Raw genomic sequence first — 12,005 nt, 5'->3', positions numbered from 1 at the left:
CTTAGGTAATCACCGCTGGATCGAAAACAACAGCGGCAGCGTTGGTTAGCAATGCCCTATCCGGTTTGCAAATGCTTTCCTTAGGTGAAACGCACCCCCTCTGATACAGTAATTTCAAGGTGTTGAGGGTCAGGAGGGCGCGGATGACGAAAATTGCCAAGATCACCCTTCTGTTCGTGGTGTTTGTGGACCTGCTTGGGCAGGGGCTGGTTTTCCCGATCATCAACTCGCTGATCATGGAGACGAAATCCAACTTCCTGCCCGAAAGCACCGCAATGGGTATGCGGCATCTGTACTACGGGCTGGTGATCGGTTGTTTCTTTCTGTCCTGGTTTCTGGGCGTTGTGTATGTCTCGAAAGTCTCAGACTCGATCGGGCGCAAGAACGCATTGCTGGTCTGTCTGGGTGGAGCGTTGGCAGGCTATGCGCTGACCATTACGGCGCTGTATCTCAACAGTCTGATCCTGTTGATTATCGGCAGGTCGATTACGGGCTTTACGGCTGGGAACCAACCTATCGCACAGGCGGCAATGATTGACGGCAGCACCGACGCCGCCGACCGCGACCGCAATATGGGATATATCATCACCGGCGTTAGCTTTGGCCTTGTCGGAGGTCCGATCATTGGTGCCGTCCTGTCCGATGCCAACCTGCTGGGCAGTTATGCGACGCTGAAAACACCGTTCTACGGGGCCTTCGTTCTGGTGCTGATTGCGATTTTCCTTGTGATGTTCTTTTTCAAGGACACCCGCACGGAACGCGCAGCCTTTGTTTTTCGCCCCCGCGATATCACCGACAGCCTGATCGCGGTCCGCACGCATCCGTTGGTTCTGAAAATCTTGCCGGTTTATGCCTTGTTCATGATCGCGAATGTCACCTTCTATGTCTTCGTCGACAATTTCCTGACATCAGCATGGGGCTATGGCGTGATCGGCGGAAGCATGGCGATGGTTGTCATCGGCTTTGCGCTGGCCTTCTCAAGCACTTTCCTTGTGAAACCGGCACAAGAAAAGTTCAGCAAGCATCAGATCATCTACACATCGCTGGTGGTCATGGTGATCTGCGGCTTTGGGTTTGCCTTCAGTCCCAGCGGTGTGCTGAGTTACATCCCGGTCTTCTTTTTCTATTTCTTCTTTGGCGTATCCTACCCAACCTTGCTGGGCCTGTTTTCCTCGGCCGTCAGCGAAACCGATCAGGGTTGGGTGATGGGCGTGACCACGGCTGTCTTCTGTCTGGCCGGAGGGATCATGTCCCTGATCGGCGGCGGGTTGATGAGCATCGACATCCGGGTGCCCTACTACATCGTCATCCTCGCCGCGATACTGGGCTTGATCGGGATGCACCTGCGGTGGAAAGGGAAAGAGATCAAGGCGTTACTGGCCTGAGATTTCCTCAACCGTCAGGTTGCCATTGGTATAGACGCAAATATCGGCGGCAATCGCCATTGCCTCACGCGCCACCGTTTCGGCGGGCTTGTCGCTGTCCATCATCGCGCGCGCTGCGGCCAGAGCGAAATTGCCGCCGGATCCGATGGCGGCGACGTTGTGTTCCGGCTCCAGCACGTCCCCTGCCCCTGTGATCACTAGCAGATCCTTGCCATCCGTGACGATCAGCATCGCCTCAAGCTTTTGCAGGTATTTATCCGTCCGCCAGTCTTTCGCCAGCTCGACCGAGGCGCGGGCCAGTTGGCCTGGCGTGGCCTCCAACTTGGCTTCCAGCCGCTCCAGCAAAGTGAAGGCATCGGCTGTTGATCCGGCGAAACCCGCGACAACCTCGAACCCGCCCGGCGACAGGCGGCGCACTTTCCGGGCGGTGCCTTTGATCACGGTTTGACCCAGGCTGACTTGACCGTCCCCGGCAATCACCACTTGGCCGCCTTTCTTGACGCCAATAATTGTCGTGCCGTGCCATCCGGGAAAATCGCTGTCTGCCATGGAAGCCTCCGTTTTGTCTGGTCCCCTATATGGGCCGGGCGCGCGTGCAGCGCAACAGTTCACAAACCGCCCAAAAGATATGCATTAAATGCAATTCGGGGTTACCAGACTAGCAATTGTCAGTCTCAGGCAATGCTCCTACATGAGCCTCACAACCGACACGAGGTCGGCTGTTTCAGTCACAAGGAAATGCGCAAATGGCAACTACTGCAAATATCCATGCGCCGCTCGGAGCAGCTACCATCCTGCATGTAGTGGACGCGATCTACGGAACTTTCGAAAAGGCGGCTTTGTGGAATGAATCCCGCAAGACACGCAAGCTTTTGTCGAACCTGAGCGACGCCCAGTTGGAAGATGTCGGTCTGACCCGCGCGGAAATCGAGACGATCTGACCCGCACGATCATTACAAGAATAGTTGAGCCGCTCAGACTTGGGCGGCTTTTTCTTTTTCAGGATAATTTGTATCGGTCGGAAAGATCCGGCAGAAACGCCTCGACCGCAGCGGTGGCCACCACATGCCGCGTCCCGTCTTTGTCGTCGATATCCAGCCCGCCCTTTACGGCACGTACCTTGGCCCGCCCGCGTGGAAGATCTGTAGCGACCTGATCACAATCCACAGCTTCGGGATCTTGAACACCGATTGTCACCTGAACGCGCATCTCGTGGTGATCCACGCCCAGCTTGGAAAACAGCGTGATCGACGAGTGATGCAAGGCGTCTTGCACGGCCCGTCGTGCGGCCTTGGTGTAATCCTGTCCATACAGATCGTTGCCAGTACCCATTTCCAGAATGATACGTTTTTCGCTCATGTCGCAGGCTCCATGTCGAACGAGACTATAATGGCCGCGTTTGCAATGATGGTGCGCCCCTCGGCGTGGGGTTTGTCGATATTCAGTCCGCCTTCAGTGACAGTCACATTCGGCTGGCCATAGGGAAATACGGCTTTCAGCGCCTCCTGGTCCACCTGATCGGGCTTCTGCACCCCGATTTCAGCATCAATGATCATTGCCTCTTTCGGGAAATCGAACAGCTCTGCCATGTTGACCGAGTTGTGCCAAAGCGCATCCTTGATCGCACGCAGAGCGGCCTCGGTATAATCCTCGCGGCGCAGCGAGGTTCCCATTCCAAATTCAACAAGAACCCGAGTTTTTGTCATGTGCCCTCCCGGCAGAAAGAAAGGCGCCCCGGTTGGGACGCCTTTGAAAACAGTCTGTCCAATCAGATCAGATGGACTCGTCAATCCAGCTTTGCAGCGCGGCTTTGGGCGCGGCACCTGCGCGGTTCGAAACAACCTGACCGTCTTTGAAGATGAACAGTGCCGGAATACCGCGCACGCCCATGGCGGCCGCTGCGTTCGGGTTGCTGTCCACGTCTACCTTGGCAATCTTGACCTTGCCGCCATACTCAGTGGCCAGCTCTTCCAGAGCGGGGCCGATCTGTTTACAGGGGCCACACCATTCGGCCCAGAAATCGACAACAACGGGGATGTCGGAATTCTTGACTTCGGCGTCAAAGGTATCATCGGTTACGGCTACGGTCGACATATTCTGTCTCCTGAATGGGGAATGCTTGGTCACTGAACCTAGGTGCGGGGTTTTCCAAGGTCAAGGCATCGGCGCACGGGCCAGTGCATCCGTCACAACATCGTGTGGCAACCACATCAGCCCAGCGGTTCGGGTCCAGAGGATTGCAGTTCGGATATCCCGGTCCGGATAGATCTGCGACAGGGCTTGTGCATAAGCGCCCATCTGACGCAACAGCCCTTCAGGGCAGGCGTTCGCATCCTCGGGGATTGTGGCATTGGATTTGAAATCAATGGCTTGCACTGTATCGGCCGTGACGATCAACCGATCTATGACCCCGTGCATCCGGTGGCCGTTCAGGTCGGCGGTAATCGGAACCTCGGCCAGCGCGTCCGGGCCAAATATGTCCTGCAGATGTTCTGCAGTCAGGACTGTATCGGCTTCGTCAAACAGCTCTTGTCGGTCCATTTCCTGCATATCGGGAAGAACGCGGGCGCAGAGCTGCGGCCAGTTGTCCCGTGGCACCGACGGCAAATGCTCAAGCAGCAGGTGCAGGCGCGTGCCGCGAAGTTTGGCTGCGTCTTCGTCCTGGCCGCTGTCACCCGGCAACGCCTTAGCGCCACCCAGATCCGATGGGCTGATCGTTTGTTGCGCCGGGGACGGGGTTGCAGCCGCAGTTAGAAACACGGGAGGCAAATCGGCGTCTTCAACAAGTGCCTCTGCATGAGAGACAAGCGGCAAGCTGGTCCAGTCCCCATGTGACAGCCTTAATGTATCAGACCCCGACTCTTGAGTAGCCCCTGCCCGGCCCATCGCGGCCTCAACCATCTGATACCAACTGGTTCCGTCCTTTCCGACATCCCCAGCGGCCCCAACGATCAGCCATTTCTCTGCCCGTGTCAGCGCAACGTAAAGCAGCCGGAGGCGTTCATTTTCCTCTCGCGTTCGCGCCTCGGTCCGGGCCTGCGCGATCAGGCTGGGGGACGCATCTGAGGGAACCTTCCACAGTGGCGTGTCATCGGCCACCATGATTTCGGCATCGCGCGGGGCTTGCCGCTTGCCGGTATCCGGCAGGATGACAATCGGTGCCTCAAGACCTTTGGACCCATGTACGGTCATCACGCGGATCATGTTGCCCACACCGCTCATCTGCCGCTTGATTTCCAGATCATCTGTCTGCATCCAGACCAGAAAACCCGTCAGGCTGGGTATATCCGTCCGCTCATAGGCAAGCGCCTGAGAAAGCAAGGCGTTGATGCCATCCTCAGCCTCGGCCCCCAACCGGCCCAGCAGGTTTCGCCGCCCGTGATGGCGGGTCAAGATGCGTTCGATCAAGTCATATGGGCGAAGAAAGTCGATCTGGCTGCGTAGGTCATTCAGCACGGCCAGCGTTTCGGGAAACTCTTCGGCGCGGTTGCGCAGCGCTGCCCACAGGAATTGTTCCTGCCGTCGATGCGCCAGATCGAAAATCTGCTGCTCGGTCCACCCAAATAGAGGAGATTTCAGCACAGTGGCCAGCGACAGGCTGTCTTCGGGCGTGGCCAGAAAACTCAGCAACGCAGCAAGGTCCTTCACGGCCAACTCCGCGCCGACCTTCAACCGGTCGGCCCCAGCGATTGGCAGGCGCAATGCTTTGCAGGCTCGGATGATCTCGGCAAACAGATCCGAGCGGCGCTGCACAAGGATCAGAAAGTCCCCGGGCTGCACCTTGCGGCGAACGAACGTACCGGCGGTTTCGCCGTCCTTGGGGATCGTTTCGCCAGTGTCGATCATCGACTTGATCGAATGGGCTATCTTTTCCGCAAGAATGACGGTGTGATGCAGCGCACCGGGGCGGTCTACCGGATCGGTCCAGTCGGCTTCGTCATCGTCGGTCACCTTTTCGATCGCAGGCCAAAGGTCTACGCGACCCGGCAGGCTGGACTTGAACGCGCGGTGCAGGGCTTTGTCCTGAAACCCCGCCTCGGCGTGGCCTTCAAACAGGATATTCACCAAAGACAAGATCGCACTGGACGAGCGGAAGGAGTATTCAAGCTCCAAACTCTCCAATTTAGAGCCTGAATTGATCAGCCGCCGCCCAAACTCCTGCTGCATCCGGTCAAAGGCTGCGGGATCGGCCCCCTGAAAGGAATAGATCGACTGTTTCTTGTCCCCGACCACAAAGATCGTGCGCTCGACCCCGGATCGGGCCCCTTCCCCGCTGGTAAATTCCTGCGCCAGCTTTTCAACCACGTCCCATTGACCTGGGCTGGTATCTTGCGCTTCGTCCACAAGAATATGGTCGATGCCGCCATCCAGCCGATACAGCACCCATTCTGCGACCGCCGGGTCGTTCAGCACCCGCCGTGCGCGCAGGATCAGGTCGTCGAAATCCAGCCACCCACGCAACTGTTTACGACGTTCATATTCGGGCAGGAAAGCGGCGGCAAAGCGATGCAGTACATGGGTCTTACGTGCGGCAACCAAGGCCAAACGCAGCTCACGCGCGGCCTCGATACGTAACATCAGCGCCTCAAGCTGGGGCATTCGATCAGCCAACGCGCCTTCGCGCAGCGCCTTGGTCGAGAAGCTGTTAACCTTGGCCGAGAACGGTTCTTTGGCCCCTTTGCCGGTTAGAAAGACGCTTTCCAACATAGGCAGACTGGTCAGCCGGGGCTCGGTGAATGCCGCCAGTTTCGCCGCAGTTTTCGCGTTGGTGTTTCCGCCTTCGGAAAGCGCAGGCAGGATTGACTGAATTAATTCAACTTCTCCACCTAAAAATACTCGCTCCAGCAGCGCGTCTTCGTCAAACCCTTCGGGCAGATCAAATCGCCGTTGAATTTCTGCCCAGTCCAGCGGCTGTTCAAACAAGTTGCGTTTTTGGGTGATCGCGGCCGTTAGATTGTCGAACCCGGTATCTGTTACAAACCGGGCCACGTCCTCGATCAATGCGGCTTGCGGGCCTTCTGCAAAATCCTCGACGATTTCTTCGCGCAGCAGGGCCGCGGCGCGGTCTTCCATTTCCGCGAATTGTGGGCTGACCCCGGCCTCAAGCGGAAACCGTCGCAGCAATGAGGCGCAGAACGAGTGGATCGTCTGAATCTTCAGCCCGCCCGGTGTTTCAATCGCGCGCGCAAACAATGTTCGCGCCTGCGCCAGGCGACCGGAATTAATTGCGCCGGGCACACCCAGTTCCGTCAATTGCGCGCGCAAGGCGTCATCGCCCAGCATGGCCCATTCACCCAGTCGTTTGAACAGACGGTTCTGCATCTCGCTGGCGGCGGCCTTGGTGTAGGTCAAGCACAGGATATGCTGCGGCTGCACACCATCCAGCAGCAGGCGCGCAACCCGGTCCGTCAACACCCGCGTTTTGCCGGAACCCGCGTTCGCCGCAAGCCAGGTCGATGCATCGGGCCGTGCGGCTTGCACTTGCCGTTCGGTCGCGTCGTTGCGGTGGCTCATGTCAGAACCTCCGGCGCAGAGTCGCTGGTCCGATCCCATTCGCCGAAGCGGGCAAGATGATCATAGTCGCCTACATCCGTATCTTTGTGCAGCATCCTCCGCGCCGTGAAGCCCTGATCAGGCTCTAAATATGCGGAAATCAGTTCTCTTAGCTCTGCAATGACCTTATCTGGCGGTTCTTTTGCCAAGGGCGCAAGGACCTCTTTATACGTTCCGCCCATCCCCACAAACATGGCCTCGGCCACGGGCAGCGGATTCAGCCCCTCGATCCCGCCTTGTTCGGCGATGGCTGCCTCGATCAGCAATTGTTTTTCAAACTTCGCCTGCTGGCTTTCGCTCGGAGGTGCGCCGGTCTTGTAATCTATCAGACGCACTGCACCCCTGCTGTTCAGGTCGACCCGGTCGGCGCGGCCCACGATGGCGAAGTCCAAAGGAGCAAGAACAAGGTTCATTTTGGCCTCAAACGAAACCGGCCCCCCATCCCCGTGCCGAGCAGTTTCCGCGCTGAGAAAGTCATCCGCGATCCGGTCTAGCCGCGCCAGCCACAGCTTGCGCGCTGTCGGCCACGCGACGTGTTGCGCAAGCAGGTTTTCGGCGCGTTTCAGGAAATTCTCGCGTGTCAGAAGGGCTGTATCCAGAACACTGTCCTTGACGAAATGTTCCAGAATTTCATGAATCACGATCCCCCGTAGCAAGGCATCGGGCGCCTGAACCAACGGATCAAGGGGCCGTAGGCGCAGCACGTGCTTAGCGTAGATTGCGTATGGATCACGGATCAGCCGTTTGATTTCCGTAACGCTCAGGCGGCGCGGTCGCGCAGCGACCGGCGGACGCGGAGAGGGACGCGGCGCGGGTTCAATCCGAGGTGCAGCTTCAAGCTGTTCCGACCAGCGCAGCCATTTCCTGCCGCGGGCGCGCACCTGGGACAGCGCCTCGCGGCCTCCCTGATCCGGTAACCCCTGCAGCAAGTTCGTCAAACGGTTCAACCAGCGGGACGGTACGGTTTCGGCATCATCAGACCGGGTTGCGCGCGTCAGCCACACTTCGGGCGCGCCGATCGCCTGTTGGAAATCATGCGCCGACAGTCCAATCCTACGTTCCGGAAGCAATAGGCCGACCTTGTCGCGCATCTGCCGGTTCAGCCACGGGTCAGGCGCTGCGGCTTCGGGCCAACTGCCTTCATTCAGTCCGCCCAAAATCAGCAGATCGGCCCCCTGTACACGCGCCTCAAGCGTGCCCCAGATCATGATATGCGGATGTGGTGCGTCCCTGTCGCGGACCTCTTCTCCCGCCAGCAAAGCGCCAAGAAGATCCGCAAAATCACGCGCATTCATTGACCCGCCATGATGCGCTTCTGCCTCCAGCGCGCTTAGAACGGACTGTGCCTTTTGCCCGGCGTTCTTGTCCCACAGCGTACCCGCGTCCCCTGCACTTCCAGCGGAAATGCTTTCGGCCAGATCGCGCAGCCGCGCCGCCCAATCTGGCAGTGCAAGCTCCCCACCGATCTGTTGATCGCAGAAATGGCGTACAAGCCACTGCATCCATGCGTTTGGCGCTTCTTTTCGGATAGCAAAATCGGTCAGGCTGCGGCCATCGGGAAACGGCGGGCCATTGCGACGAAGATCCAGTTCAAGATCCCGCGTATGCAGCAGATGCGCCCCGCGATCGCCACCGTCATGGCACAGGGGGTGTTTCAACAGGGTCAGCAGAGCTTCGCCGTCCAACCGCCTTGCAAACAGGTTCGCAACGTGCCGCAGGAATCGGCCGGGCGGCGATAACTGCAACGGAAGGCCTGCGCTGTCATCGGGCAGGATGTCCCAGCGGTCCAGCGCTGCGCTGACCTGACGCGTCAACATCCGGTCCGGGGTTATCAGGGCAGCGGTTTGGCCCGATTCCGCAGCCTCGCGCAGGCGCAGGGCAATCGCTAAAGCCTCGGCGCGCGGAGATTGGGCCTCGACCAGAGTCAGGTCTGCAGTCGCGCTGTCCAGATCAGTAAGTTGCGGGCCTTCGGACATCCACGCATCCGTGATCGGCGCAGGACGCAACGCCAATGAAACCAGTCTGTTACGGGCAGGGGAAGGCGGGGTATCCTGTGTCCATGGCCTGATCTGATCGGGTTTTAACCCAAGTTGCGCCATCAGCTTGCGGAACCGGTATTGTGGGTGATCTTCTGATGTCAACGCATCATCCAGATCTGTCCAGACATCGGCGGGCTGATCGAAGTCGAACCCGGGCAGGATCAGCGCGCCCTGCGGCAACCGCGCGACAGCCTCCATCAGCATCAGGGTCGTCCCCCTTGATCCCGTGGACCCGGCAAGAATAACCGGATGTTGCGGCGGTTCCGCCGTCCAGCGGTCGATCAGGTTCAGGACGACGCGCCGTTGTCGGGCCTGCATGTCAAGCGCATCGACCCCGGTGTCGATGAAATTATCCGCGATCCCGATAAACGCCTGTGCTCGCGCCCAGTGTCCGGACAGATCGCTGATGTCCAGATTCCGGATCGCGTCAGGTGACACACCTTCGCCCTGCATTTCATCAATCAAAGCGGCCAAACTGTCGGACAGGTCAAACACGGATGACCGCGCCGCCAAATCCGGCTGCTGGTCCAGCAGCTTAGAAACCAGCTGCGTCAGTTCCAGGCGCCGTCTCAGGGGCGGGATTGCGGGCGGAACCTGCGCCAGATCAACACTTTCACCCAGATCGGTGATCAGCGACAGACGTGGCAAAAGGCAGGGTGGGCCTTGATCAAACAACTCTCGTACACGCCGGGCCATCCTTCGTGTGTTGACCACCAGTTGCACGCGAGCAAGGGCCTCGGGCGGGGTACCTTCGTGGCGGGCCTGCAGCCCCCGAACCAGCGCGTTGGGAAAGTCCGTACCGGGTGGAACCGCAAAAACGCGGGGTAGGGCGCTAGGCTCAAACACTTGCCAAAAGCTCCTCGGCGAGTGCGATCCCTTCGGGCCTTCCGACATCGCACCATCGGCCTGGATAAGACAGGGCAAACAGGCGGTTCTGACTGTGCATCTGGTCCCATAACAGGTTTAAAGAAAAAGACTTTTGCTGAAAATTCATCAATCCATCTGTCTTGGTGATTTGGATTCCGCCATAGATCAACCCCGGCCCACGCGTAATCCGACCTGACGCGTCGGCGGTGAAATCTCCTGTCCCCATATATCCAATGGTCCGAGTGACGGGCACACACATCAACAGGGCGTCCATTCTGTCCGGGTCCCATGCGTCGCGCAGCAGCGCAAGTGGGTTCGGGCCGGCCCAGATCGCATCCGAGTTTGCCGTATAAACAGGATCTGTGTCCAACATCGGCAGGGCCGCGCGCAATCCGCCACCGGTTTCCAGAATCTCGGCGTCTTCGCGGGACAGTAATACACCCTTGGGGGCCAGATGCGCCTCAAGCTGATCGGGCAGGTAATGCAGGTTTGCGACAATCCTTTTGGGGTGAATGTCGTTGATCAGGTCCAGCGCATAATCAATCAAGGGTCGACCCGCGACTTCAATCAGCGGTTTGGGCATAGTGCTGGTCAACGCGCCCATTCGGGTACCAAACCCGGCTGCGAACAGCATGACGGCTTCGGGAGTTCGGGTCATGCCTGTCTGAGCCTTTCCAAAGCCTCGGGTGTTGGGGCGGGTAGGGCGCGTCGCAGCAGATCGGCGACTGAAACCAGCGCCGGGTGTTCCAGATCGCGCATCAGGTGGGACCAAGTTGCCGGGATCAGGTCAATATACTGGGGCTTGCCGTATTCTGTTGCCAGCCGTGCAAACACCCCCAGAATTCGCAGGTTTCGCTGGGCGCCCAAAACGGCATAGGCCGTGCGGAAATCGTGGTCGTTGACACCTGTTGCCGCGATGTACCGTGTGATCATCCGCATCTCGGTGCCGGGTGCCACGTCGCGACGAACGTCCTGCAGCAGGGACACCAGATCATACGCCGGATGACCCAGCATAGCTGTTTGAAAGTCCAGAAGGCCGACGCGCTGAACCCCTGTGCGATCCGGCAGCCAGATCAGGTTTTCGGCATGATAATCGCGCTGGATGACTACCTTCTGGCCAGACGTTTCGGTGTGCAGGATATCGGCGAACCGATTCTCAAAACGGGCCCGCATATCTTCGTCATAAGCCCCCTGCACGGCTTGCGCGTATTTTGTGAAGGACAGCGCGGCCAGTTCGGTCATCAGGGATGGGCCGTAAGACTGCAAGGATAAGGTCGGCGCGTCGTGCAATGTGATCAGAACATCCGTGGCGGCCTCGTAGAGTTCGCGCTCTTGTTGCGGATGGTGTGCGAGAACGCGCGCAAACAGATCGTCGCCCAGATCCTCCAGCAATAAGAACCCGAACTCTATGTCTTCTGCATAGATCTTGGGTGCGCTCAAGCCAACTGACCGCAGGTATTCGGCCATGCGCACAAAAGCCTCCACCGGTTCAGCCCGACCTGGGGGGGAATCCATCAAAACAGCCGTATTTCCGGTATCAGGGTCCGTCAGGCGTTCGTACCTGCGGTTTGACGCATCGCCAGCCAAAGGCGCGCGCCGGGCATTTGCCCATGGCGTTTGGGCAATCAGGGCTTCGGCCAGAACCGCCCGGTTCGTCATGAGCAGGACTCCAACTTTTCTGACCATCTCGGGTCCGACCACGTCAGGGTCAGCATTCGTTTTTCCATCATATTAGGGTCTGTTTCGAACGTTAGTGTGAGGGCATTTTCAGGCCGAAGCGGACCCAGCTTGGCGGGCCATTCGATCAGGCAGATCGACGTGTAGAAGGCTTCGGTCAGGCCGAGTTCTTCAACCTCTTCTACCGCGGATAGGCGATAGAGATCGCAGTGCCAGATTTCGGCGGCGGCTGTGTCGTACACCTGTACCAACGTAAATGTTGGTGAGGGCACATCTTCCGGAATTGTCATCAATGACTGGATGAGGCTGCGCGCAAAATGCGTTTTACCGCTGCCAATCTCGCCCTCAAGCAGCACAATGTCACCGGGCAACAGTTTTGAGCCCAATCGAGCAGCAAACCCGGCTGTTTCTTCTGGGGAATTCAGGTCAATCGTCAGCGGCGCAGTCGTCATGGCGCCACAATGACCCTGTGTCCGGTTGGCTG

11 protein-coding genes are annotated in these 12,005 nt (G+C 58.6%); 2 read left to right on the top strand and 9 right to left on the bottom strand.

The window, feature by feature from the left end:
• Window positions 1–143 precede the first annotated feature (143 nt).
• Window positions 144–1,385 carry an MFS transporter gene (locus GOX73_RS06030; RefSeq protein WP_171123758.1) on the top strand — a complete coding sequence of 414 codons (1,242 nt, stop codon included), beginning with the start codon at window positions 144–146 and terminating at the stop codon, window positions 1,383–1,385.
• On the opposite strand, the gene hslV is transcribed toward GOX73_RS06030, so the two are convergent.
• The gene (gene hslV / locus GOX73_RS06025) at window positions 1,374–1,934 is read right to left on the bottom strand and encodes an ATP-dependent protease subunit HslV (protein WP_170771306.1); all 561 of its coding nucleotides are present in this window, start codon (window positions 1,932–1,934) and stop codon (window positions 1,374–1,376) included. The two genes, GOX73_RS06030 and hslV, sit on opposite strands and share 12 nt — an antisense overlap.
• Window positions 1,935–2,131: 197 nt before the next feature.
• Between hslV and GOX73_RS06020 the strand changes: the two genes are divergently transcribed.
• Window positions 2,132–2,326, top strand: coding sequence for a DUF1127 domain-containing protein (locus tag GOX73_RS06020; RefSeq protein ID WP_171123756.1), 195 nt, complete (start codon window positions 2,132–2,134; stop codon window positions 2,324–2,326).
• A 58-nt stretch (window positions 2,327–2,384) separates the two neighbouring features.
• Here the strand turns inward: GOX73_RS06020 and GOX73_RS06015 are convergent, their stop codons facing one another.
• The 8 genes from GOX73_RS06015 to tsaE all read right to left on the bottom strand — a co-directional run bounded on the left by GOX73_RS06015 (window position 2,385) and on the right by tsaE (window position 11,973).
• Complete coding sequence (locus GOX73_RS06015) at window positions 2,385–2,744, bottom strand: Lin0512 family protein (RefSeq protein WP_171123754.1); 360 nt, start codon at window positions 2,742–2,744, stop codon at window positions 2,385–2,387.
• Complete coding sequence (locus GOX73_RS06010; protein ID WP_171123752.1) at window positions 2,741–3,091, bottom strand: Lin0512 family protein; 351 nt, start codon at window positions 3,089–3,091, stop codon at window positions 2,741–2,743. Before GOX73_RS06010 ends, GOX73_RS06015 begins: the two co-directional genes overlap by 4 nt.
• Window positions 3,092–3,158: 67 nt before the next feature.
• Entirely contained in the window at window positions 3,159–3,479 is a 321-nt protein-coding gene (gene trxA, locus GOX73_RS06005; RefSeq protein ID WP_039542610.1) for a thioredoxin, read from the bottom strand.
• A 60-nt stretch (window positions 3,480–3,539) separates the two neighbouring features.
• Window positions 3,540–6,899: a double-strand break repair helicase AddA gene (addA, locus tag GOX73_RS06000; protein ID WP_171123750.1), complete on the bottom strand. Its 3,360-nt coding sequence runs from the start codon at window positions 6,897–6,899 to the stop codon at window positions 3,540–3,542.
• Window positions 6,896–9,823, bottom strand: coding sequence for a double-strand break repair protein AddB (addB, locus tag GOX73_RS05995; protein ID WP_171123748.1), 2,928 nt, complete (start codon window positions 9,821–9,823; stop codon window positions 6,896–6,898). The genes addA and addB overlap by 4 nt, the downstream gene beginning before the upstream one ends.
• Window positions 9,816–10,502, bottom strand: a complete 687-nt coding sequence (locus tag GOX73_RS05990; protein WP_171134822.1) for a nucleotidyltransferase family protein — start codon at window positions 10,500–10,502, stop codon at window positions 9,816–9,818. Before GOX73_RS05990 ends, addB begins: the two co-directional genes overlap by 8 nt.
• A complete protein-coding gene (locus GOX73_RS05985; RefSeq protein ID WP_171123744.1) occupies window positions 10,499–11,503 on the bottom strand; it encodes an aminoglycoside phosphotransferase family protein in 1,005 nt (334 codons plus the stop codon). Before GOX73_RS05985 ends, GOX73_RS05990 begins: the two co-directional genes overlap by 4 nt.
• Complete coding sequence (gene tsaE / locus GOX73_RS05980) at window positions 11,500–11,973, bottom strand: tRNA (adenosine(37)-N6)-threonylcarbamoyltransferase complex ATPase subunit type 1 TsaE (protein WP_171123742.1); 474 nt, start codon at window positions 11,971–11,973, stop codon at window positions 11,500–11,502. The genes GOX73_RS05985 and tsaE overlap by 4 nt, the downstream gene beginning before the upstream one ends.
• Between the last annotated feature and the right edge of the window lie 32 nt (window positions 11,974–12,005).

The sequence above is a fragment of the Ruegeria sp. HKCCD7221 genome, from assembly GCF_013031225.1.
GTDB lineage: Bacteria > Pseudomonadota > Alphaproteobacteria > Rhodobacterales > Rhodobacteraceae > Ruegeria.
The sequence above is the reverse complement of the archived record's forward strand: the minus strand, read 5'-3'. Positions and strand labels throughout refer to the sequence as shown.